This is a genomic window from Paraburkholderia flagellata (assembly GCF_021390645.1).
Lineage (GTDB): Bacteria > Pseudomonadota > Gammaproteobacteria > Burkholderiales > Burkholderiaceae > Paraburkholderia > Paraburkholderia flagellata.
The window spans coordinates 1,962,092-1,984,572 of the sequence record NZ_JAJEJT010000001.1 but is presented as its reverse complement, the minus strand read 5'-3'; the positions used below and the strand labels follow the sequence as shown (position 1 = coordinate 1,984,572).

17 protein-coding genes are annotated in these 22,481 nt (G+C 66.7%); 11 read left to right on the top strand and 6 right to left on the bottom strand.

Going from position 1 to position 22,481, the window contains the following annotated elements; translation table 11 throughout:
• Positions 1 to 2: 2 nt before the first annotated feature.
• On the top strand, positions 3 to 1,382 hold the full coding sequence (locus L0U83_RS08755; RefSeq protein ID WP_233881944.1) for an MmgE/PrpD family protein: 1,380 nt from the start codon (positions 3 to 5) through the stop codon (positions 1,380 to 1,382).
• Positions 1,379 to 2,182, top strand: a complete 804-nt coding sequence (locus L0U83_RS08750; RefSeq protein WP_233881942.1) for an HpcH/HpaI aldolase/citrate lyase family protein — start codon at positions 1,379 to 1,381, stop codon at positions 2,180 to 2,182. The genes L0U83_RS08755 and L0U83_RS08750 overlap by 4 nt, the downstream gene beginning before the upstream one ends.
• A 104-nt stretch (positions 2,183 to 2,286) precedes the next feature.
• Here the strand turns inward: L0U83_RS08750 and L0U83_RS08745 are convergent, their stop codons facing one another.
• The 3 genes from L0U83_RS08745 to L0U83_RS08735 all read right to left on the bottom strand — a co-directional run bounded on the left by L0U83_RS08745 (position 2,287) and on the right by L0U83_RS08735 (position 5,184).
• Positions 2,287 to 3,222, bottom strand: coding sequence for an electron transfer flavoprotein subunit alpha/FixB family protein (locus L0U83_RS08745; protein ID WP_233881940.1), 936 nt, complete (start codon positions 3,220 to 3,222; stop codon positions 2,287 to 2,289).
• Positions 3,223 to 3,237: 15 nt separating this feature from the next.
• Positions 3,238 to 3,987: an electron transfer flavoprotein subunit beta/FixA family protein gene (locus L0U83_RS08740; protein WP_233881938.1), complete on the bottom strand. Its 750-nt coding sequence runs from the start codon at positions 3,985 to 3,987 to the stop codon at positions 3,238 to 3,240.
• A 204-nt stretch (positions 3,988 to 4,191) separates the two neighbouring features.
• Positions 4,192 to 5,184 (bottom strand): ferritin-like domain-containing protein, encoded by a 993-nt coding sequence (locus tag L0U83_RS08735; RefSeq protein ID WP_233881936.1) that lies wholly within the window; start codon positions 5,182 to 5,184, stop codon positions 4,192 to 4,194.
• Between the two features lie 83 nt (positions 5,185 to 5,267).
• Between L0U83_RS08735 and L0U83_RS08730 the strand changes: the two genes are divergently transcribed.
• The 6 genes from L0U83_RS08730 (at position 5,268) to L0U83_RS08705 (ending at position 15,025) form a co-directional block, all read left to right on the top strand.
• Positions 5,268 to 5,567, top strand: coding sequence for a hypothetical protein (locus L0U83_RS08730; protein ID WP_233881934.1), 300 nt, complete (start codon positions 5,268 to 5,270; stop codon positions 5,565 to 5,567).
• Positions 5,568 to 5,709: 142 nt separating this feature from the next.
• Positions 5,710 to 6,933: a non-hydrolyzing UDP-N-acetylglucosamine 2-epimerase gene (gene wecB, locus L0U83_RS08725; RefSeq protein ID WP_308445028.1), complete on the top strand. Its 1,224-nt coding sequence runs from the start codon at positions 5,710 to 5,712 to the stop codon at positions 6,931 to 6,933.
• 126 nt (positions 6,934 to 7,059) lie between these two features.
• The gene (locus L0U83_RS08720) at positions 7,060 to 9,363 is read left to right on the top strand and encodes a cellulose biosynthesis cyclic di-GMP-binding regulatory protein BcsB (RefSeq protein WP_233881932.1); all 2,304 of its coding nucleotides are present in this window, start codon (positions 7,060 to 7,062) and stop codon (positions 9,361 to 9,363) included.
• A gap of 56 nt (positions 9,364 to 9,419) precedes the next feature.
• Positions 9,420 to 11,540 (top strand): glycosyl transferase family protein, encoded by a 2,121-nt coding sequence (locus L0U83_RS08715; RefSeq protein WP_233883813.1) that lies wholly within the window; start codon positions 9,420 to 9,422, stop codon positions 11,538 to 11,540.
• Positions 11,537 to 14,083: an NfrA family protein gene (locus L0U83_RS08710; RefSeq protein ID WP_233881930.1), complete on the top strand. Its 2,547-nt coding sequence runs from the start codon at positions 11,537 to 11,539 to the stop codon at positions 14,081 to 14,083. Before L0U83_RS08715 ends, L0U83_RS08710 begins: the two co-directional genes overlap by 4 nt.
• 9 nt (positions 14,084 to 14,092) lie before the next feature.
• A complete protein-coding gene (locus tag L0U83_RS08705; protein ID WP_233881928.1) occupies positions 14,093 to 15,025 on the top strand; it encodes an alpha-amylase family protein in 933 nt (310 codons plus the stop codon).
• Between the two features lie 48 nt (positions 15,026 to 15,073).
• On the opposite strand, the gene L0U83_RS08700 is transcribed toward L0U83_RS08705, so the two are convergent.
• Entirely contained in the window at positions 15,074 to 15,691 is a 618-nt protein-coding gene (locus tag L0U83_RS08700) for a LysE/ArgO family amino acid transporter (protein WP_233881926.1), read from the bottom strand.
• A 143-nt stretch (positions 15,692 to 15,834) separates the two neighbouring features.
• On the opposite strand from L0U83_RS08700, the gene L0U83_RS08695 reads away from it, so the two are divergent.
• Positions 15,835 to 16,743, top strand: a complete 909-nt coding sequence (locus L0U83_RS08695; RefSeq protein ID WP_233881924.1) for a LysR family transcriptional regulator ArgP — start codon at positions 15,835 to 15,837, stop codon at positions 16,741 to 16,743.
• 923 nt (positions 16,744 to 17,666) lie between these two features.
• Positions 17,667 to 17,975 (top strand): DUF3331 domain-containing protein, encoded by a 309-nt coding sequence (locus L0U83_RS08690; protein ID WP_233881922.1) that lies wholly within the window; start codon positions 17,667 to 17,669, stop codon positions 17,973 to 17,975.
• Positions 17,976 to 18,188: 213 nt separating this feature from the next.
• Here L0U83_RS08690 and L0U83_RS08685 read toward each other — a convergent pair whose 3' ends face one another.
• Positions 18,189 to 19,442 carry an MFS transporter gene (locus L0U83_RS08685; RefSeq protein WP_233881920.1) on the bottom strand — a complete coding sequence of 418 codons (1,254 nt, stop codon included), beginning with the start codon at positions 19,440 to 19,442 and terminating at the stop codon, positions 18,189 to 18,191.
• An 11-nt stretch (positions 19,443 to 19,453) separates the two neighbouring features.
• Positions 19,454 to 20,479, bottom strand: a complete 1,026-nt coding sequence (locus L0U83_RS08680) for a PRC-barrel domain-containing protein (RefSeq protein ID WP_233881917.1) — start codon at positions 20,477 to 20,479, stop codon at positions 19,454 to 19,456.
• A gap of 521 nt (positions 20,480 to 21,000) precedes the next feature.
• Between L0U83_RS08680 and L0U83_RS08675 the strand changes: the two genes are divergently transcribed.
• Positions 21,001 to 22,401, top strand: coding sequence for an NCS2 family permease (locus L0U83_RS08675; RefSeq protein ID WP_233881915.1), 1,401 nt, complete (start codon positions 21,001 to 21,003; stop codon positions 22,399 to 22,401).
• Positions 22,402 to 22,481: the final 80 nt, after the last annotated feature.

Here is a 22,481-nt window from a genome sequence, read left to right as displayed (position 1 = left end):
CCATGACAGATCATCCCAGCCGCGCGCTCGCGGCCTTCGCCTCGCAACTGCGCTTCGATTCGATACCGCCTCATGTGATCGAGCGTACCGTCAATCTCTATGTGGACTGGCTCGGCTCCGCGCTGGGCGGCAAGGGCGCGCGACCGGTTGAGACGATCGCGCGCTTCGCGCGCGCTGCGCGCGGTGCGCCCGAAACGCAGGGTGCGTGCGACGTCATCATCGATCGCACGTCCACCACGGCGTACTTTGCCGCCATGACCAACGGCGCCGCTTCGCATTTCGTCGAGCAGGACGACGTGCACAACGGGTCGGTGCTGCATCCGGCTACTGTAGTGTTCCCGGTGACGCTCGCGCTCGCGCAGGCGCTGGGCGCTTCGGGGCAGGAGTTCATCGCAGCCTCGGTTGCGGGCTATGAAGTGGGCATACGGGTAGGCGAATTCATGGGTCGTTCGCACTACAAGATATTTCACACGACCGGCACCGTGGGCACGATCGCGGCTGCTGCCGCGGCGGGCCGACTGCTCAAGCTCACGCCCGAACAGATGCTCGACGCGTTCGGCTCGGCAGGCACGCAGGCGAGCGGCTTGTGGGAGTTCCTGCGCGACGCGGCCGATTCGAAGCAACTGCACACGGCGATGGCGGCCGCGAACGGCCTGATGGCTGCCCAACTCGCGGCGGACGGTTTTCGCGGCGCACAGCGCATTCTCGAAGGCGCACAGGGCATGGCGGCGGGCATGTCGAGCGACGCTGATCCCGCAAAGTTGGTCGATCGCCTGGGCGAGCGTTGGGCCACGGTCGAAACGTCGTTCAAGTATCACGCCGCGTGCCGCCACACGCATCCGGCCGCCGACGCGCTGCTGTCCGTGATCGAAGCGCACCGTCTGAATCCCGGCGATATCGCGAGCGTGACAGCGCATGTGCATCAGGGAGCGATCGACGTGCTCGGCAGCGTGGTCGTGCCGAGCACCGTTCACCAGGCGAAATTCAACATGGGAACCGTGCTTGGCCTCGTCGCCTGGCGCGGCTACGCGGGCGTGAACGAGTTCGAGCGCGACTATTCGGCGGACGATATCGCCGCATTTCGTGAACGCGTGACGATGGCGCTAGACGATGAAGTGGACCGCGCATATCCCGCCCGCTGGATCGGCAAGGTGAGCGTCACGACGCGCGACGGCCGCACGTTGCAGGGGCGCGTGGATGAGCCGAAGGGCGACCCGGGCAATACGCTCTCGCGAGACGAGATTGCCGCGAAGTTCGTGCGCCTCGCGGCATTTTCGGGCGCAGCCAGCGAAAGCGACGCGCAGCGCCTGCTCGGCGCAGCGTGGGGGATTGCCGAGGCGCAGCGCGTAGGCTCGCTGTTCGGCGAAGGAGCGAGCGCATGAGCGCGGCGCTTTCCCGTTCGTATCTCTTCGTGCCGGGCAACCGTCCCGAGCGCTTCGAAAAGGCGCGCGGCGCAGGTGCCGATGCCGTGATCGTCGATCTGGAGGATGCGGTTCCGCCTGCGGAGAAGGGCGCGGCGCGCGACGCCGTGCTCGCGGCACTGGACGCTGCGCGCCCCATGTGGGTGCGCGTGAACGGCACCGACACGCCCTGGTTCGCCGATGATGCCGCCGCGCTTGGCGGGCATGCGGGAGTAGCGGGCATCATGCTGCCGAAGGCGGAAAGCGCGGACCAGGTCGCGGCAGTACGCTCAGGCGCGCACGGCGCGCTGCATGTGTTGCCGATCGTGGAAACCGCGCGCGGCATCGCGGGCCTGAGTGCGCTGTGTGGCGCGCAAGGCGTGCTGCGCGTGGCGTTCGGCACGCTCGACTTTCAGGTGGATATGGGCATCGACGGCGACGGCGAGGAACTCGACGCGTTTCGCTCGCAGATCGTGCTGGCCTCGCGGCTTGCAGGCATTGCGGCGCCCGTCGACGGCGTTTCCACCGTATTCGACGATGCAGAGGTGCTCGAGCGGGAAGCGCGTCGCGGGCGGCGATTCGGCTACGGCGGCAAGCTTTGCATTCACCCGAAGCAGATCGAGCCTGTACATCGCGCGTACGCATGGACCGAGGCGGAGCGCGCATGGGCGCAGCGCGTACTCGACGCGGTGCAGGCGAGCGGCGGGGCGGCCGTGGCGCTCGACGGCAAGATGGTGGACATGCCGGTGATCCTCAAGGCGCGGCGGATTCTGGGTGTTTGAACGCTTGTCGATTTCGCTGATGTTGCGGTGGCGAAGTCAACCAGGAAGGCGCCTTTGTTTTCACGAAGGCGCCTTTATCTTTTGCTGCCAGAGTCGCGGCGGTATTAGCCGATTGCGCCAGCGAGTTCGGGCACGGCTGTGAACAGGTCGCCCACCAGACCGTAATCGGCCACGCTGAAGATCGGTGCCTCTTCGTCCTTGTTGATCGCGACGATGACCTTCGAGTCCTTCATGCCAGCGAGATGCTGGATCGCACCCGAGATGCCCACCGCGACATACAGTTGCGGCGCGACGATCTTGCCGGTCTGGCCGACCTGGTAGTCGTTCGGTACGTAGCCCGCATCGACTGCCGCCCGCGATGCGCCAAGTGCGGCATTGAGCTTGTCCGCAAGCGGCTCCAGCACCTTCGTATAATTTTCGCCGCTGCCGAGACCCCGGCCACCCGAAACGATGATCTTCGCGCTCGTGAGTTCCGGGCGGTCGAGCTTCGTGACTTCACGGCCGACGAACTGCGTGAGGCCGCTGTCTGCTGCGGCTTCGATCTTTTCGACGGCTGCGTTACCGCCCGTTGCTGCAACTGCGTCGAACGCCGTTGTGCGGACCGTGATGACCTTGATCGCGTCCTGGGATTGCACCGTCGCGATCGCATTGCCCGCGTAGATGGGGCGCTCGAACGTGTCGGCGCTGTGCACAGCGGTGATGTCGCTGATCTGCGCGACGTCGAGTTTCGCGGCAACGCGCGGCGTGACGTTCTTGCCCGATGCCGTTGCGGGCGCAAGGATGTGCGAGTAGGTCCTTGCGATATTGAGGATCGTCGCTTCGACGGTCTCTGCGAGACCCTGTTCGAGTTGCGGCGCGTCGGCGAGCAATACCTTCGCCACCCCTGCAATCTTCGCGGCAGCGTCGGCAGCGGCCTGCGCGTTGTGGCCCGCGATCAGCACATGCACGTCGCCACCAATTTTCTGTGCTGCTGCAACGGTGTTTAGCGTCGCTGCCTTGATCGACTGATTGTCGTGTTCGGCTATTACCAGATTCGTCATTTCTCTCAGTTCCCCTTACAACACCTTGGCTTCGGTCTTCAGCTTCTCGATTAGCGCCGCAACGTCCGGCACCTTCACGCCTGGGCTACGCTTCGCCGGTTCGGCAACTTTCAGCGTCTTCAGACGGGGCGCGACATCGACGCCCAGATCGGAAGGCTGGATCGTCTCCAGCGGCTTCTTCTTCGCCTTCATGATGTTCGGCAGCGTGACGTAGCGCGGTTCGTTCAGGCGCAAGTCGGTCGTCACGACAGCGGGCAGCTTCAAAGACAGCGTCTGCGCGCCGCCATCCACTTCGCGCGAGACCGTGGCTCGACCGTCTGCGATGACCACCTTCGAAGCAAACGTCGCTTGCGGCAGATTCGCGAGAGCAGCGAGCATCTGCCCGGTCTGATTAGAATCGTCGTCGATGGCCTGCTTGCCGAGAATAACGAGCGACGGCTGCTCTTTATCGACGAGCGCTTTCAAAAGCTTCGCCACCGCGAGCGGTTGCAGATCGTCGTTCGACTCGATCAGAATGGCACGATCCGCACCGATAGCGAGGGCCGTGCGCAGCGTTTCCTGGGCCTGCGAAACACCGCACGAAACGGCGATGACCTCGGTCGCCACGCCCGCTTCTTTCAGACGCACCGCTTCTTCAACCGCAATTTCATCGAACGGGTTCATCGAAAACTTCACGTTGGCGATATCCACGCCCGTGCCGTCCGACTTCACACGAACCTTTACGTTGTAATCGACCACGCGCTTGACGGGCACCAGAATTTTCAAGCTCTTTCTCCTCGATAGGGACAATGCTTTCGTCACTGTGACAGACGCGTGAGCCGCGCGGAATTCAGCTTTGTGGAAGGTGTTCTTCGAGCGCGCTGAAGCGGCGCGGCGCAACCTGCATGGGCGTGAAGCGTGAAACGAAAGCCAGGCGCGCCGCAATCGTCGATTCGAACGAAGCGGCGCGCGTCGAGGCGAGAGGGAGTGTCAGTTCTTCTTGTCGCGCACGAAGCGCAGTGCGAAGCGCACGAGGCGCGGCATGGTTTCCGGCCGCAGCAAACGCGTGTCGTAGCCCGAGAATCGCCGGTCGTTTTCGGCGAGGCACAGGCGCATGAGTTCCGGCACGCTGATGTCCACGTCCGTCACCTGCTGCGCGCCGTTCATCGTGAAGTTGTTGTCGTGCTTGTGCTCGTTGCCTTCGGCATCCATTGTTCGCGCGAGGCCAATGCGTTCCCACGCCAGAAAAGCCCACACGCCGGCCACTTTCAGCTCGAAGCGAATGCGTTGCCACCAGGAAAGCCGGGCGCGGTGCCAGGCGACCCAGTTCGCGAACAGCAGGATATGGCGGCATTCTTCCTGCATGACGGGCTCGAAGGTGTCGATGAGATCGGGCGGAAAGAGGCCCGAGCGATGCGCCACTTCGAAGAGGCCGAACGCGAAGAAGCTGTCCACGCATTCGCTGTAGCCTGTCACGAGGTAAGCCCATTCGGCGTCCTTAGGGTAGACGTAGGGCGGCTCGCTCGCGAGCTTGATGCCGTACGCCGCCACCATGCGCGAGAGCACTTCCTTGTGGCGGTTCTCCTCCCACGCATTGAGCGCGAGCGCGTCGCGCATCACCGCGTCGTCGAGCGAGGCGGCGTAGGCGGCCATGCGCAGGCGCGCGCGGCCTTCGGTTTGCACGGCGATGTCCCAGATGGGCAGATCGGTGACGCGCTTGAGCGCCGCCGGCTCGAGGTGCGGCCAATCGAGCACCGCGGGCCGGTAAGGATTGAAGGTCTCGCGGAACATGCGGCACATTTCGTCGCGGTGGACGTCGGTGCCGGGCGTAAGCGGACCACTTGCGCGGCTCGTCCAGTGGCGCGTGTTGTGCTCGGCGGCGTCGAGCGTCTCACGGTCCGGACGCTCGACGGGCAACGCCGGCGCATGGAAGCCGGGAATGAGTTGCGACGCATCGAAGGCGTCGAATATCAGGTCGTCCATATCGCTGTTCTTTTGCTGGTGGCTAATGCACGCGATTTTTTCACGGTTGCGTGCCGCCGTGACAGGGGTCTTGCCAGAAGCCTTTGACCGGTGTCGCCGTGCGTGCACGTCGTGATCCAGAAGAGATCGCCATCGCCGCACGAGCTTACTTCGAACCCGCGCAAAATGCGACGTGTGTGACGCAGCGTCGAATCGTTAGCTATCGTTCATTCTCCGCGTATGAACGAACGCGGCTTCGATATCCGTTACGTCTCGTCTGGCGCAATTATTACCTGGTCCATATCGAATCGTTGAATAATCGCGGCGTGACCGATCGGCCGCGGCCGTCGGGGCACGGCACGCATGCGCGCAACGGTTTAATTAAGCGGGTAGAGTACGGCTGACCGGCCCCTTCGCCGCCTTGGACCTGGCGGCGGCAAAACAAGATGGCCGGCGCCAACGGCATGAAGACAGTCGGTAATAGGGGGCGTCGCATGCGGGCAACGCCGCGGCGCCCGGACACTCCAGCTAACCGGAAACCTGCCTGTGCGCATTCTGTCGATATTCGGTACGCGGCCCGAAGCCATCAAGATGGCGCCGCTCGTCAAACGTCTTGAAGCGGAACCCGGCGTGCAGTCCATCGTCTGCGTGACGGGGCAACATCAGACCATGCTGCAGCAGGTCCTCGATCTATTCGGCATCGTGCCCGCACACAACCTTGGTGCGATGACCGCGAACCAGACGCTCAACGGTCTCGCCGGGCGCCTCTTTGCCGGGCTCGACGACGTGCTCGCCGCCGAGCAGCCCGAGCGCGTGCTCGTGCACGGCGATACGCTGACGAGCATGGCGGGCGCCATTGCCGCCTTTCATCGCCGCATACCGGTTGGGCACGTGGAGGCGGGGCTGCGCACCGGCAATCTGTTCGAGCCGTGGCCCGAGGAAATGAACCGGCGCGTCGTGGACGTCGTGAGCGATCTGCTCTTTGCGCCCACCGCAAGCTCGCGGGCGAATCTCGAAGCGGAGGCGTTGGGCGGGCGCGTGGTCGTGACGGGCAATACCGTGATCGATGCGCTGCATCTCATGTGCGAGCGGCTCGACCACGATGCTGCGTTGCGCGAGCGCCTCGATGCGCAATTTCCGTTTCTCGAACCCGCGGACACCGGCCGCCCGTTGCTCCTCGTCACCGGGCATCGTCGCGAGAGCTTCGGCGAAGGCTTCGAGCATATCTGCGCGGCACTCGCCGCGCTCGCGCATTCCGGCAAGATGCAGATCGTCTATCCCGTGCATCTGAATCCCAACGTGCGCGGCCCCGTACTCGCCACGCTCGGCAACGCGCCCAACGTTCATCTCACCGATCCGCTCGACTACCCCGAGTTCGTGCGCCTCATGCAGCGCGCGGCGATCGTGTTGACCGATTCGGGTGGCGTGCAGGAAGAGGCTCCCGCGCTCGGCAAGCCCGTGCTCGTGATGCGCGACGTGACCGAACGTCCCGAAGCGCTCGCTGCTGGCACCGTGAAGCTCATCGGCACCGACCGTGCGGCGATCGTGCGCGCGGTGCTCGAACTCGTCGAGAACGAAGACGAGCGGCGCGCCTATGCGAGGCGCGTCAATCCCTACGGCGACGGGCACGCTTCGGAGCGCATTGTCGCGGCTCTCACCGGCAAGCCGTTCGAGCCGTTTCCGAGCCGCGAACTGCCCGGCTACCGGCATCCGGTGGTCGCCATGCGGCCAGATCCCGGCGAGGCGGACGAGGCCGAATCGGCGTCTTGACGCCGATTCGATGCCGACGTATCAGTTGTATCGCAGTGCCAGGCAATCAGTGCAATTCAAAGGCGGGATGGCAAGAACCGCCGCGCGGCGGTTGCGCCGCCGCGCCGACACCATGAGGCATGACACGTGAGATTCGATCCGATCCGGCAAGTGGGCGCAGCGGGGCGCAAGGGCGTGGGCGCGGCGTATTGCGCGTATGTGGCCGCAGCGCTACTCGCGGCGCTGGGCCACGGCGCGTACGCGGCACCTGGCGACCTGGCCCAGGCGTTCTCGCAGCTCGGAGCCGGGCGCGTGGAATCGCGAACTGTGTCGCTGGCCGATCTCGGCGTGCGCGACCCGGTCGTGCTGCGCGCGCCCGACGCGGCTCAGGAGCTCTATCTGCCGGTGCCCGCGGGCTTGCCGATCAGCAACGCGACGCTGCAGCTCGACGCGAGATATCTGCGCGGTAACGGCGGGCGCACGACCTTCCTGCTCTCGCTCGACGGCTCGCCCGTGCAGGCGCGCAACGTCACGGACGCGCAGGGCGACGGATCGCTCAGCATCGGCGTGGATGGCGCACCGCGCCCTTCGGGCTTCGTGCGCGTGGGGCTGCAATGGTCGTCGGTGCTCAACGAAAACGTGTGCACGGACCAGACGGCGATCGGCAATGTCTGGAAGGTCGCGCCCACCACGCGCCTCACGTATCAGTTCGACACCTCCGCCGTGAACGACGTGCGCACCGCGTGGAGCGCGCTGCCTGCGAAGCCCGTGGTGCTCGTGAGCGGCGGCAAGCTCGACGCCGCGGCATATGACGTGGCGTGGCGGCTCGAAGCTTTGCTGATGCGCGGCGGCGCGACGCCCGTCACGACGCGCATGCCCGCGGTGGGCGACACCGTGAATCTCGGCACCGTGCAGGTCCCGGCTGCATTGCAGGCGGTGCCCGCGTTCGCCGCGCTCGCAGCGGGCGGCTCGCACAAGATCGCGAATGCTGCGGAACTGGGCGCGCTCATCGCGCTCGCGCCGGCGGGGGCTTTCGCGCCCAACGTCGTGGTCGCCGACGACGCGCTGCGCGCGCAGGCGGGCGCAGCGCTAGATGCGTTGCGCGGCGAAGTGCTAACCGCATCCGCCGATGCCGCGAGCGCCTTCGATGCATGGCGCACGCATTCCGGCGGCGCGCTTGCCACGCCGTTCGAGAAGGGCGAATTGCGCCTCGCGCATCTGGGCGGCCTGCCCACGGTGGTGGTCGGCGACGACATCGGCGTGAGCGCGCTTTCGCGCACGTGGAGCGGCATCGACGTGTCGCGCCGGCTCGTCGTGCACGAGCTTGCCGCGTCGCCGAACCTGAGCGCGGGCGGCTCGAGCGACCGGATCGCACTTTCGCTGATCGGTGGCACACCGGGAACATTAGATGTGCTGACGAGTGCGGCATGGGAGGCCAACTTCGATCTCGCGGCCGTCTCGGGCGACGGGCGGATTCCGCGCCGCGTCGTCCTCGATCTGGCTGCGGCGCCCGCAGCGGACCGCAATGGCCAGACGGCGTCGATCTTTTTCAACGGCGTGCTGATCGGCTCGCATCTGCTCGACACCGACGGTCACGCGCAACGTGTGAGTGCGGACATTCCGGTCTATGCGCTCGGCACCACCAACACGCTGCGCGTGTTGTTCCAGCGCCAGCCGGCGGGCGGTTGCCGCCCGCGCGAGCAGGGCTATCCCGCGGCTGTCCTGCCGGGTAGCCATCTGGTCATCGGCCAGGGACCACTTGGCGAAAACTTCACGGGCATGGTGGCGCGCTTCTCGCGCACTGCCGACGTACTCGTGCCCGACGCTTATCTGGCCGACCCGGTGACGACGCTGCCGCGCGTGGCGCGGCTCGCGAACGCAGCGGGCGTCGCACCCACGCGCGCGACGCTCACGGTGGTGCCGAACGGCCAGAGCGCGCAACCGAAAGACCCGTTCCTCGCCGCCGATGTCGCGCTCGACAGCGAGGCGGGCCATGCGAGCTTCGCGGGCGGCCGCCTCACGCTGAAGGCGCGCGGCGGCTCGACGCTCGTCGACATGTCGGGCCTCGGGAATCTCGGCCTGATTCAGGTGGTGCGCTCCGGCACGACCCCTGGCATCGTGTACCGCAGCGTGGGTGATGCACCCGTTCTGCGACCCGGCATGCAATTGCAGCAGGGCGATGTGGCCATCGTCGACGCGAGCGGCGTGCTCAAGACCTTCGACACGCAGTACCCAGGCGGTGTGCCGCCGACGGACGATCAGCGCGCGTGGCTCACGCGGCACTGGGCGGGCTGGGGTCTGCCGAGCATCGCAGTCGCGGTGATGGTGCTGCTGCTGCTTGCTGCGGGCTTCGCACGCAAGCGGGCGCGGGCGAGGACGGCGGCGGCCGCCGCGGCGCGCGCGGCGCAAGAGAGCGCCGAAAACCCGGACAACACGCAGAGCGGATCGTGAGCGCGCACGCCTTCGACTGGTGGCTCAACTACTTCGCCGGCCGCTACTACGAGGGCATGGAGTACCTTGCGGCGGTGGTGGCGGTGGTGATCCTGCTATCGAGCATCGACGATCTTTTCATCGACGCGTGGTACTGGGTTCGCCGCATCATCCGCTACTTCACGATCGAGCGCCGCTACGAGCCGTTGCGCGCCGAGCAACTCTACACGCGCGAGCAACAGCCACTCGCGATCATGGTGCCCGCCTGGCGCGAGGAGGACGTGATCGCCTCGATGGTGACCGACCTCGTGCGTGTGCTCGACTACAAGAACTATGTCGTGTTCGCCGGCACCTACCAGAACGATGCTGCGACCATCGCCGAAGTCGAGCGCATGCGGCGGCGCTACAAGCAGCTCCACCGCGTGGAGGTGCCGCACGACGGCCCCACGTGCAAGGCCGATTGCCTGAACTGGATCGTGCAGGCGATCTTTCGCATGGAGAAAGAAACCGGCATCGAATTCGCGGGTGTGATCCTGCACGACAGCGAGGACGTGCTGCATCCGCTCGAGCTGCGCTTCTTCAACTACCTGTTGCCGCGCAAGGACATGATCCAGTTGCCGGTGGCCTCGCTCGAGCGCGAATGGTACGAACTCGTTGCAGGCACCTACATGGACGAGTTCGCCGAGTGGCATGCGAAGGATCTCGTGGTGCGCGAGAGCCTTGCCGGCACGGTGCCGTCGGCGGGCGTGGGCACGTGCTTTTCGCGCCGCGCGCTGGCCGGGCTCGCGAAGGAGACGCAGAATCAGCCCTTCAATACGGAGACGCTGACCGAAGACTACGACGTGGGCGAGCGCCTGGGCCGCATGGGCATGCATTCGATCTTTGCGCGTTTTCCCGTGGAGTTCGCCACGCGGCGCAAGTCGTGGTTCGGCTTCGGGCCCGAGCGAGACGTCACGCTGACCATGCCGCTGTGCGTGCGCGAGTTTTTTCCCGATACGTTTCGGACCGCTTACCGTCAACGCGCGCGCTGGACGCTCGGCATCGGCCTGCAGGGATGGGAGCAGACGGGCTGGGTCGGCACGCTCGCCAACCGCTATCTGCTTGCGAGGGACCGCAAGGGCATCGTCACGGCGTTCGTTGGCATCATTGCGTATGTGCTGCTCGCGCAGTTCCTGCTCTTCGCGTATGCCGAGTTCCTTGGCATCCGGCCTGATCTGGTCGCGTCACCGTTCGCGGGTTCGCGCTTTCTCACCGTCGTGTTGTGGGCCAACGGTGTCGCGTTGCTGCTGCGCGTGATCCAGCGCGTGTACTTCGTGTCGCGACTGTATGGCTGGGAGCATGGCGTGCTTTCGGTGCCGCGCATGGTGATCGGCAACTTCGTGAACTTCATGGCGGTCTCGCGGGCGTGGAAGATGTATCTCGCGTATCTCGTCACCGGCAAGCGGCTCGTGTGGGACAAGACCATGCACGATTTCCCCTCGTCGGACGGCTTTACGGACCGCAAGCAGCGCCTCGGCGAGCTGCTGCTTTCTTGGCAGGCGATCGGACCGAAGGAGCTGGAGCAGGCGCTTGCCGAGGAACACGCGCACGAAGCGCCGCTCGGCCGTGTGCTGATGGCGCACGGCTGGCTCGATGAGGAAACGCTCGCGGAGGCCATCGCGTTCCAGGCGGACCTGCCGCGCGGCCGTCTCGATCGTGAGCGGCTCACGCGCTACGCGGGCGATCTGCCGCTCGAACTCGCGGTGCGCTACCGTGTGCTGCCGCAAGGTGACGACGGCAAGGGGCACGAGGTGCTGCTATGCGCGAGCCCGCTCGCGCAACCGGCGCTTGCGGATCTGCAGGCGCAATGCGCGTTGCCGATCGTGCAACGCATCGTGCGCGAGGGCGAGGTGGCGGACGGCTTGCGCCTGTTGCGCGGCGTGCCGACGGTGCAGGTGCGCGAAGCGCATGAAGCGAAAGCGAACGCCGAAGCGCGCGGCGCCGCCACGCCGGGCATACCTTTGCTGGGCGATCTGCTGATCGAACGCGGCGCGGTGAAGCGCGCGGCGTTCGACGGCGCGCTGCAACGCTACCGGCCCGCCGAGCACGGGCGCATCGGCGATTTCATGGTGGAACAGGGCGTCATCACACGCGACGCGCTGGCCGCGGCGATCGCGGAGCAGGAACGCCTGCGCGCAGAAGGTGCCGCTACGCCATGAGACGGACTCCGAAGCATTTTGCGGCGAGGCGGTCTTCAAGCGGTCGTGCGAACGTGCCGCGAGCGCTGCTGCTCGCCGCGTTGTGGGCCATGCTCGCGGGCGCGGGGCGCGCTCAGGGCGAGGCGCTGCCGCAAGGCACGCAGCCTTTGCCTTTGAGCGGCGCGGCCTATCGCGTCGCCCAGCAAGGCTACGACGCCTATGCACGCCGCGACTACGCGGGGGCGGAGCGCTACGCGCGCGAGGCGATCCGTCAACGGCCCGATCTGGCGTCGCTGCGTCTGTTGCTCGCCAATTCGCAGGCGGCGCGCGGACAGTGGCGCGAGGCGAGTCGCACGCTCTCCGACGCAATCGCGCAGATCGGTCCCGATGCAGCGCTCACTGCACGGCGCCGCGAGGTCGATGTGCAGGTGGCGGCGCTGGCGCGGCCAGGCGCAGCTACAGGGAGTGGCGGCACGGCGCGCGCTGCGCCGCCGCCGGGCTCCGGGCCGCCGGACTATCTGACTGGCCGGGCATGGCAGCTTGCTCAGGATGCCTACAAATCGTACGCCGCGAAGCAATACGACGCCGCCTGGCGCGAGGCGAGCGCCGTGATCGCGTTGCGGCCAGACATATTGCGTCTGCGCCTGCTCGCCATCGACGCCGCCACGGCGGGCGGCCACGACCGCGAAGCCTGGCAGGCAGCGCAGGAAGCCCAGCGGCGTTTCGGTGACAGCCAGGCGCTGCGCGAGCGCCGCGCGCAGATCGGCGCGCGGCTCGCGCCGGCTGCGGTGCAAGCGGCTCAGGCGGCGCGCACGCGCGGCGCCGACGCACAGGCGATCGCGTTCATGCACGAGGCGATCGGCTACGCGCCGACGCAACTCGGCAACCGGCTGCTGCTCTGCCAGATGCTGCTCGAACAGAACGACATGGCCGGCCTTGAGGCCGCCGCGAGCGATGCGGTTGCGTCGGGTGCCACGCCGACTCTCATGCCGTACGTGTTGCGCGGCTATGCACGTGCAGCGCAGGGCAGGGCGGCAGAGGCCAATGAGGATTTCGCGCAGGCGCTGCTGAGCGAAGGCGCGTCGGTGCGCGATGAGCGCGTGGCGCACGCAATCATCGCCGATGTGTGGACGGCCGAAGGCCAGCCACAGCGCGCGCTGGATCTTCTCGCCACGCTGCCGCCCGTTGGCGACGACACCGATGCGTTGATCGCCATGCGCCGCTACTACGCGCGTGCGGCGCTTGCCCAGCCTGCCAGTCCATCTACGCCCGGCGAACGTGTTGCCACGACGGCGCGCCCGGTGCTCGATTGCACGATTGACCAGTACGGCAGCGCCTGCGATGTCTACGCGGCCGATCCCGGCTTCGCGGACCGGCGCGCCGCGATCGTCGCTGCGCAACGCGGCGATCCGGCAGCGGCGCTCGCCGCGCAGCGCCGGGCCGTAGCCGCGGACCCGCGCAATCCGCAGCATCGGCTCGAACTGATCGACGCGCTGACCGCCGCGGGCGACACCGAGGGTGCGAAGCGCGAAGCGCGCGCCATGGCCGACGCGGGCCTGCTCGACGCGCTGCCGCCGCTTTCCGCCGCGTACGTGGCGCAACGTGCGGGCGATGACCGCAGCGCCGCCACGTATTTCGCGCGAGCCGACGAAGCCAGCCAACTGCCGCCGCAAGCCGCCGGCGATGCGGGCTACAGCGCCTATCGCGCACATTTCGACGCGCTGGCCGCAAGCTATTTCAAACGTGCGATCGACTATGGCACTTCGCCGCCGCCCGGTGTTGCGCCCGCCACGTTGGTGCAACTGCAGGACCTGCGCAATGCGCACGCGGACGTCACACGCGACTGGGGCGCCATCGCCTCGGTCAACTATCGCGGCTCGGGCCTGCAGCCCGGCGTGTCGACGGGCGAAGTGCCGGGCTCGTACAACAACTGGCAGATGGGCCTCGAAGGATACTGGCGGCCGTTCGGCTCGCTCGGTGACCGCAACTTTGAGGTCTACGCGCGCGTCTATCAGGACGTCGGCGCGAAGGGCGATGCGCCGAGCGGCATCTCCACCGCGCTCGGTGCCATCGGCGCGCGCGCGAAGCCGTTCGAATCGATCAATGCGGTGGTGGCGTTCGAGCGGCTCATCCCCATTGGCTCGCGTGCGCCGTCCGACTGGCTGCTGCGCCTCGCTTACTCTGGCGGCATCGGCACCGAGCGGCGCCTCGACGTGCCGTCGTGGTGGACGGTGCAAGACTACGGCGAAGTTGGCCATTACGTGAGCAACGGCTGGAACTACGGCTCGGGCTATATCGAGGCGGGCCGCACGTGGCGGCTCGACACCATCAGCCCGAAGCTCACGGTCTTTCCGTACGCGGTGGCCGGCGTGGACTACGATTCGAGCATCAACCACAGCGTGCCGGTGGGGATGGGCGTGGGCGTTTCCACGCGCTACTGGTTCCGGGACAGCTTCTACGATGCGCCGCGCTCGTATGTCGACGTGACGGTGCAGTACCGCTGGCGTATTACCGGTGACGACCGGGCGGGCGGCGTGTTCTTCGGCGCCTTGCTCTCTTATTGAGGAAACCTGATGATCGTGCGAAGAAAGGCCCAGAACGACACGGGCCATGCAGGGCAAGCCGCACGAAAGCGCCCGCGCGTCGCGCAGCGCTGCACGCGTCTGGCATGCGCGGCGCTGTGCGCGCTGGCTGCCGCCGGTTGCACGCTGCAGGTGCCCGCACACGCGGACGCGCTCGCGCAAGGCATCGTCTGGCAGCCCGATAACGACCATCTCGATCTGCGCGGCGACTGGGAACGGTTAGGCGTGAACGAGCTGCTGGTGCAATGGATCGCCGTGGACGACGTCGCGTTCATGGCGGGCGCGGGCATTCCCGCGCCGCGCGTGCCCGACTGGGTGCGCATTGCCAACGAACCGTGGGCGCGCGGCGTGATCGTCGGGCTTGCGGGCTATTCGGACGAGAAGAAAGCGCGCGAGAACCTCGAAACGCTGGTCGAACGATCGCTGAAACTCGCGGCCGTGCGGCCGCCGGTGCACGTCACGGGCTGGTATTTCCCCGTCGAAGTCGATCCCACCTGGACCGACGCGCCACGCATGGCGCCGTTGCTGGAAAAGCTGCCGCATCCGTTGTGGATCAGCGTGTACGACACCAGCAACATTGGCGGCGAGGCGCTTGCGAAATGGCTCGACAGCTGGCTGCCGAAAGACGTCGGCGTGTTGCTGCAGGACGGCTGCGGCGTCTACGCGCGCGGCCCGGCTGCGGCGCGCGAATACGCGGACGCCTTATCGGCGCATCTGGGCCACAAGCGCGTGCGCATCATTGCGGAGGCGTTCCGTCCCAAGCAGGGCGGGGGGTTTCGCGCGGCCACGGCCGCCGAGCTGGCGCCGCAACTCGCGGCTTATCACGGCTATCGCGTGTATCTCTTCGACGGACCGCACTATATGTCGCCGGAACTCGTCGAGGGCCTGCTGCAGCAGCAGAAGGCGAAGGGCGCCGCGCAGTAGCTGGAGATACGGCGAATGCGCGACTCACGCACAGCGGGTTCGCAGGCGTTAGCGCAATTGCGCAAAGGCGATCAACAGCACCATGCCGCCGATGGCGCCGTCGAGCACGCGCCACGCACTCGCTCGCCGGAACAGCGGCGCGAGCGCACGCGCGCCGTAGCCTAGCGCGACGAACCATACCGCGCTCACGCACATGGCGCCGATCGCAAAGGCGAGGCGGCTGCCCTGCGGCTCGCGCGCGCCGGCCGTGCCGATCAGCAGGAAGGTGTCGAGATACACGTGCGGATTGAGCCAGGTGAACGCGAGCGTCATGAGGATGATCGGCCACGCGCGCTGCTCGGGCGCATCCGTCGCGGCATTGCTTTCCAGCACCGCGTGCGAGGGGCGCACCGCGCGCCGCAGCGCGCCAATGCCGAACCACACGAGCCAGGCAAGGCCCACATACAGCACGATGTGCACGAAGGTCGGATAGCGCTCGACGAGCGCCGAGGCGCCGCCCACCCCCGCGCCGATCAGCACGAAGTCGGACAGTGTGCAAAGCAGGACGATCTTGCCGACGTGCGAGCGCAAGATGCCCTGACGCAGCACGAACGCATTCTGTGCGCCGATCGTGACGATGAGCGAGGCGCAGAGCGCTGCGCCGTGAGTGAAAGCGAGCCAGTTCATGACGGTTGCGGGCAAAGAGGGAGCGCGGGCGTCGCGGTGCGCGGCGCCTGCGGTCATTGGACTTCGACAGGGAATGGCGCTAGTCTGCCGCCATGAGCCACATAAGAGAAGCTCATTTTCATTAACCGGATTAAGGAACGCTAATGCTCGACTATGCCTTGCTCGATGCGCTCGCCGCCGTCGTGCGGCATGGTTCGTTCGATCGGGCTGCGGGCGCGCTCAACGTCACGCCGTCGGCGGTCTCGCAGCGCGTGAAGCTGCTGGAGGAGCGCGTGGGCACCGTGCTCGTGAAGCGTGGCCAGCCTTGCGTCGCGACGGCTTCGGGCGCGCTGCTGTGCCGTCACACGGAGCGCGTGCAACTGCTCGAGGCGGAGTTGGGCGGGGCGATGCCGACCTTCACGAGTGCGCTGGGAGCAGCGCGGCCGACGCTGCGGGTGGCCGTCAACGACGACAGCGTGGGCACCTGGTTCATCGACGCCGTGGCCGGCTTCTGCGTTGAGCGCGGCATTCTGCTCGACCTCGTGATCGACGACCAGGATCACACCGCGCAACGCATGCGCGACGGCAGCGTGCAAGGCGCTGTCACGACGCAGGCCGAGCCCGTGCAGGGCTGCCGCTCTACACGCCTCGGTCGCATGCGCTATCTCGCGGTGTGCTCGCCGGCGTTCTTCGAGCGGCATTTCGCGCAGGGCGTGACGCGCGACACGCTGCGCCACGCGCCGTGCGTCGAGTTCAATCCCAAAGATCAACTGCAAAAGCGCTTCATTCGCCGCATCACGCGCGCGCAGATCGATGCGCCGCTGCACTGGATTCCACATGTGGCCGGTTTTCTGCGCTGCTGCCTGAATGGTCTGGGCTGGGGCATGTGTCCGGAGCGCATGATCGCGCCGCATCTCGCGCGCGGCGAACTCGTCGAACTGACGCCGGGCCGGGCGCTCGACGTCGAACTCTACTGGCAGAGCTGGCGGCTTTCCATTGGCTGGCTCGACGACTTCGGCGCAATGCTCAGGGCGCGTGCCGGCGAATTTCTCGATCAGGGCCGCGGCACCTAGAAAGCGTCGCGCGATATCTTCATTCGTTTGTCTTTATCCGCGCATTCAATGTGCTTTAGTGTGCAGAGTTTCGGTGCGGATGACAGCGCTTGTAACATCACCGATTTGTTGCTATTCGTATGTCGCGAGTCGCACAATGACAGCATTGACCGGCGGCAAAGCCTCTAAAGGAATATTCAAAATCCATTAATTGCTATTCCGAATAGTGGAATGTCTCGATATTCGATGCGCAAGGGGATGCAAGGTTCGTGCGAGAATATAACGGTCAATAGACTGACGTTTAGTATGTGATATGTCTGATGGACCTATGCCGAATAGGGCATTGCGTTTCATTGATCGGTCACGTGCCGTATGTAAGAGTGGAGCCGGCGTGATTCCGGTTGAGGCGGTCAGACCGGTACTGGGCGGTCGTTTCGGGCTCCGTGCGTCCACGAGGCGCAGCGGGCGCTGTAACAATTCAGTTATGGTGAAAAGTCACGCCACTAGTGACATCAAGCCTGAAACCGGTTATTTTTTCCGCAGTTGGATTGTTAAGTATCATCAAATCGGCAAAAAAGTTCGCGGATGTAAAGAAACCAACATTGGAGGCTTACAGTCGGAACTGAAAGCTCCGCCATCTCGTTTTTTGCGTTCGGCATTATCGTGTGAAAATTGCGTTTTTCCTGTGGATTGCGAGTTGGACACGCTATAATCCGGACGTGGCAGAGTGCTTATTCGACCGGCATATTTGAATCGTTTCCACGTGCACGAGGTGCATTATGACGAAATTAGATACCGGCAGCGTTTGGCAACAAACCATTGACCTTCTGTCCGCGGCTTCCGAGCCGCTAAGCCTGGACAGCGAATTCGAAGGCGGCAGAAGTTGCAAACCGGTACCCATCACACGCGGCGCTTCGGAGGCGGCCAACCGGCGGCGCGCCGCCGTGCGTTCGTGGGATGCGCAGGGCATCACCTTGATCCGGCGGCATGATCCGGACAGCATCACCGTTTGCTGGAGCGACGCCACCTATGGCCGCTACTCCGACCAGTTGTGGCGGGTCTGCACGGCGCGCCGCAGTGCCGTTTGTGCACTGACCGGCGAGAAGATCCGCCGCGGCGACGCGGTGTTCCGGCCGAGCCCGAATCGCCGTCATCGCCCGGCCAATGCCGACGCGATGATCCTCGCGAGCAAGCTCGACAATCTTCCCAACGCCGTCGTCGCGGCGCGTCTGGACGAGGCGCTGGCCGCCTGAGCGGCTTGCCCGGGCGGCGCACCGGTCGCCCGCGCGGGTTTGTCTTTTGTTGTTCACTTGCCGCGAGTCTGGCCGCACCTCGTCATCCCAACGTCATGAATCTGTACGGACCGGCGCCCTGAGGGGCGCCGCCGTTCGTTCGTCGGGACAAAGGCAGGTTGCCACCGTTCGCTGGAGCAGGCGCAACCGGCGCCCGCTCCAGCGGCGCACCACTCAAACCGTGGCGTCGCGGGCGTTTTCTTCTTCGAGCGCGTCGCGCGTCTCGGGCATCGCAAGCCAGACCATCAGCACCGCGGCGGCGCCCGCGCTCGCGAGCGCGAGGAAGCTCACCGTATTGCCCAGGTGATCGGCGATAAAGCCGGCAAGCGCCGTCGAAAGCGTCGCCCCGATCCCCGCCGAAAGTCCGAAGAGCCCGATACAGAGGTTGTAGCGGCCCTTGCCGCCCGCCACGTCGGCGGCGATGAGCGGCAGCATCACGCCGAACACGGCGGCCGAAAGGCCGTCGAGCATCTGCACCGGTACGAGGAAGTACGGGTTGCCGACGGCGGCGAAGAGAAGGGCCCGCAGCGGGAGCGCACAGAAGCCGAGAATCAGCACGGGGCGGCGTCCCCAGGCTTGGGCGGTGCGCCCCACCCAGGGCGACATCAGCGCGACGATGGCCTGAGGCACGATGATGCAAGCCGCGATCACGAGTTGCACGTTGTCGCCCATGCCGGCCGTCACTTCGCCAGCGGCGAGGTTGAGCATCGCGGCGTTGGAGAGGTGGAACAGCACCACACAGGCCGCGAAGGTCAGCATGCGCCGGTCGCGCAGCAGATCGAAGATCGTCTCGCGAGCTTCGCCCGAGCCCGCGGCGGCGCCAGCCTTGCCGGGCCTGGCCGCGGGTTTGGCGTACGCGGCATTCTGGTCGTACTTGATCATCGCAAGTGCGACGAGCGCGGGCAGCGCGAGCGCGGCCGTCAGCCAGAACACGGAGCGCGGCGAGAAGTACTCGCCGCACAAGCCCATCAGCCCGGCGGCCACCGCGCTGCCGATCGAGGCCCAGCGCGCGTTGCGGCCGAGCCGGTCGCCAAGGTTCTGGCGGCCCACCAGCGCGAGCGCGAGCGCCGCCATGGCCGGCACGAGCATGCAACTGGCGAAGCCGTGGAAAATCTCGGCGGCCATGACCGCCACGACGGTCGGGCTCGAGGCGAGCAGCACAGCGGAGATGATGATCGCGATGATCGCCCACGCGGCGGCGGCCTTCTTGTTGCGCAGCGCGTCCACTGCCGCGCCGCCCGGCACCTGGCTCACCATCGCGCTGATCGTGCCGACCGAAAGGGCGAGGCCGATCTCGCCCTGCGTCCACTTGTGCGAAGCCAGATACGACGCGATGAACGGCCCGAAGCCCGTTTGCACGTTCGCTACGAAGAAGTTCAGCCAGTCGAGCGCCCGCACGCTGCGCTGGTCTGGATTGGGTTGTTGCATGGTGCCGTCCGTCATTTGGCACCGTGGGCATTGGCTGCGGAGGCGACCGGCGACGCAGCGGGCGCGGCTTGTGCAGCCGGGGCGGCCGAGGCCGGGGGCGGCGGGGCCGCAGGCGTCACGGCGCGCACCGGCTGGTCGGGCGCGTAGGGCGGCGAGGCATCGACCTGCTGATCGCTCATTTCGAGCTGCGCTTCGAGCGCATTGTTCTTCGTGACGAAGTGCAGCGCGGTCCAGTCGGCCGCGATCGTATGACGTTTCTCGAGCGTGCCGCTCACGTCGAGCACCACGGCCTGCGGGGCGGCGCTGCCGTCCAGCAGCACATCCACCACGCGGCCCACCTTGGCGCCGTTGGCGCGCTCCACGTCCGCGTCGAGCATGGGCAGGCGCGTCGCGCTCGCCTCGGAGGTGCCGGGCTGCGGCGCACCGGCCTTGGGACGGTCGGGCACCTGCAGCTGGCTCGCAGGCAGGGCGAGCGTGATGGCGGGCGTTTTTGGCTGGGTGTTCACGCGCACGCCGCTCCACGGGAAGCTGGCCTTGCGGTCGCCTATACCCATGAAGCCTTGCAGGTTCACCACGACGTCGACCGGCTTGCCGCCGGGGCCCGCGACCATGTCGACGGCACGGCCCACGACTTTGCCGTCGGTCTTTTGGACTTCGCTGTCGAGCAGCGTGCGGAAGGTGCCGCGCTCGAGCGTGCGCACCTGCACGAGCGGCGCCGGGGGCGGCGCCGGCGGGGCGCTAGCAGGCGCGGGCGGCAGCGGCGACGGGCGGCGGCGCGGCACCAGCGTGTGCCGCGGCTTCTTTGGCGCAGGCTTCGCCGTGCTCTCCGTTTCGGGCTCGCTCGCCACCTCGGGCGCGGACGCAGCCTCGGGCTCGCTCGCGGCCGGCTCGGGCTCCGTGGCCACGGGCGCTTCCGGCTCGGGCGGCGGGGCCGGCCGGAACAGGCTGCAGCCCGAGAGCGTGAGCAGCATCAGCAGCGTCAGGGCGTACGGAAAGTGAAAAACAGGACGTGCGGAACGCAAGATGCCGCGTCTCATCTACTGAAACTCCTTGAAGCGGCCGGCGCGACGCGCGCGGCGAGGGAAACCGGGTCGGGATGCGTGAGTGTAACCCGCGCACCGGGCCGATCCGCTTAATGACGACGCGGTTGCGGCGCCGCAAGCGCCGCGCCGGGCGGCGGGATCCCTGCTCGAGCCGGGGCGATGGCGATTCGTCACAGCGTCGTCAAACGAAACAGGCCCCGACCGCCCTGAAACCGGCCGCGCCGCGTCCAGGTGCTTCCAGGTGTAAACGCGGGGCCGGCCCGCGTGGCGCGCCCTGTACACGGGCATATAAGCATCGCGGCATGAACTCAATGCGACTCGTGCGATGGGAGCGCAAATCGTGTTCGCCTAACCTTCGCTGCATCCATAAAGAGATGTCAAAACGATGAGCGCTGGAAGTTGAGCAAAGCGCCGGCAACGCGTCGACACGACTAAATCATTCGAGACAAACCTGATGACGGATCGGCTGGTGAGCCGTGAACCGTTTCAGCATGCTGATAAAGGAGGCACTCACCATGATCGAACCCCACGCGCAGCCGCTTGCCGGCACGACCGCCGGCGACGCCGAGCCCATCGAATTGGGCCAGGCGTCGGGCTTCATCGACCGTTATTTCGACATTGCCGCGCGCGGCAGCTCGCTGCGCCAGGAGGCGATTGCGGGCGTCACGACCTTCCTCGCGATGGTCTATTCCGTGTTCGTCGTGCCGGGCATGCTCGGCAAGGCGGGCTTCGACACCAGCGCCGTGTTCGTGGCCGTGTGCCTGACCACGGCGTTCGGCTCGCTGCTCATGGGACTGTGGGCGCGCCTGCCGATCGCCATCGGCTGCGCCATCTCGCTCACGGCGTTCACCGCCTTCGGCCTTGTGCTCGGCAAGGGCCTGAAGCCGGAAGTGGCGCTCGGCGCGGTGTTCCTCATGGGCCTCGTCTTCACGGGCATTTCGGTGACGGGCGTGCGCTCGTGGATCCTGCGCAACCTGCCGCACGGCATCGCGCATGGCACGGGCATCGGCATCGGCCTTTTCCTGCTGCTGATCGCCGCCAATGACGTGGGCCTCGTCGTCAAGAATCCGGGCGCGGGCCTGCCGGTCTCGCTCGGCCATATCACCTCGCTGCCCGTAATCCTTTCCGTGGTCGGCCTCGCCTCGATCTTCGGCCTCGTGCGCCGCCGCGTGCCGGGCTCGATCCTGATCGTGATCGTCGCGATCTCGGCGCTCGGCCTCGCCATCGACCCGGCCGTGAGCTTTCATGGCGTGTTCGCGTGGCCTTCGCTCTCGGCGCCGGGCCATGCTTCGCTGATCGGTGCGATGGACATCAAGGGTGCGCTCTCGCTCGCCGTGCTGCCGAGCGTGCTCGCGCTCGTGATGACCGCAGTGTTCGACGCCACCGGCACGATCCGCGCTGTGGCGGGGCAGGCAGGTCAGCTCGACGCGAACGGACGTATCGTCAACGGCGGGCGGGCGCTCACGGCCGACTCGGTCAGCTCGATCTTCTCGGGCTTCCTTGGCGGCGCGCCGGCGGCGGCCTATATCGAATCGACGGTGGGTGTGGCGGCGGGCGCGAAGACGGGCCTCGCCGCCGCCACGGTGGGCGTGCTGTTCCTCGCGGTGATGTTCTTCGCGCCGCTTGCGGGCCTCGTGCCTTCGTACGCCACGGCGCCCGCGCTGATGTACGTGGGCCTCATGATGCTTTCGAGCGTGAGCCGCCTCGACATGGCCGATATGGTCGATGCGATGTCGGGCCTCGTGTGCGCTGTATTCATCGTGCTCACGGCGAACATCGTCACGGGCATCATGCTGGGCTTCTGCACGCTCGTGATTGGCCGCGTAGTGAGCGGCGAGATCCGCAAGCTGAATGTGGGCACGGTGATCATCGCCGGCGTGCTGGCCGCGTTCTACCTGGGCGGCTGGGCCATCTGATAGTCGGATGACCCGGTCATTCGCCCGGTGGCCACGGCGGCCCGTCCGGGCGGCTGCACGGCCCGCGTCGCTTCACGGCG

Bases quoted from the DNA above. Each gene is read 5' to 3' on its own strand.
- L0U83_RS08755 (WP_233881944.1), top strand. From the start codon at position 3: ATGACAGATCATCCCAGCCGCGCGCTCGCGGCCTTCGCCTCGCAACTG.
- L0U83_RS08750 (WP_233881942.1), top strand. From the start codon at position 1,379: ATGAGCGCGGCGCTTTCCCGTTCGTATCTCTTCGTGCCGGGCAACCGT.
- L0U83_RS08745 (WP_233881940.1), bottom strand. From the start codon at position 3,222: ATGACGAATCTGGTAATAGCCGAACACGACAATCAGTCGATCAAGGCA.
- L0U83_RS08735 (WP_233881936.1), bottom strand. From the start codon at position 5,184: ATGGACGACCTGATATTCGACGCCTTCGATGCGTCGCAACTCATTCCC.
- L0U83_RS08715 (WP_233883813.1), top strand. From the start codon at position 9,420: ATGGAGTACCTTGCGGCGGTGGTGGCGGTGGTGATCCTGCTATCGAGC.
- L0U83_RS08710 (WP_233881930.1), top strand. From the start codon at position 11,537: ATGAGACGGACTCCGAAGCATTTTGCGGCGAGGCGGTCTTCAAGCGGT.
- L0U83_RS08705 (WP_233881928.1), top strand. From the start codon at position 14,093: ATGATCGTGCGAAGAAAGGCCCAGAACGACACGGGCCATGCAGGGCAA.
- L0U83_RS08700 (WP_233881926.1), bottom strand. From the start codon at position 15,691: ATGAACTGGCTCGCTTTCACTCACGGCGCAGCGCTCTGCGCCTCGCTC.
- L0U83_RS08695 (WP_233881924.1), top strand. From the start codon at position 15,835: ATGCTCGACTATGCCTTGCTCGATGCGCTCGCCGCCGTCGTGCGGCAT.
- L0U83_RS08685 (WP_233881920.1), bottom strand. From the start codon at position 19,442: ATGCAACAACCCAATCCAGACCAGCGCAGCGTGCGGGCGCTCGACTGG.
- L0U83_RS08680 (WP_233881917.1), bottom strand. From the start codon at position 20,479: ATGAGACGCGGCATCTTGCGTTCCGCACGTCCTGTTTTTCACTTTCCG.
- L0U83_RS08675 (WP_233881915.1), top strand. From the start codon at position 21,001: ATGATCGAACCCCACGCGCAGCCGCTTGCCGGCACGACCGCCGGCGAC.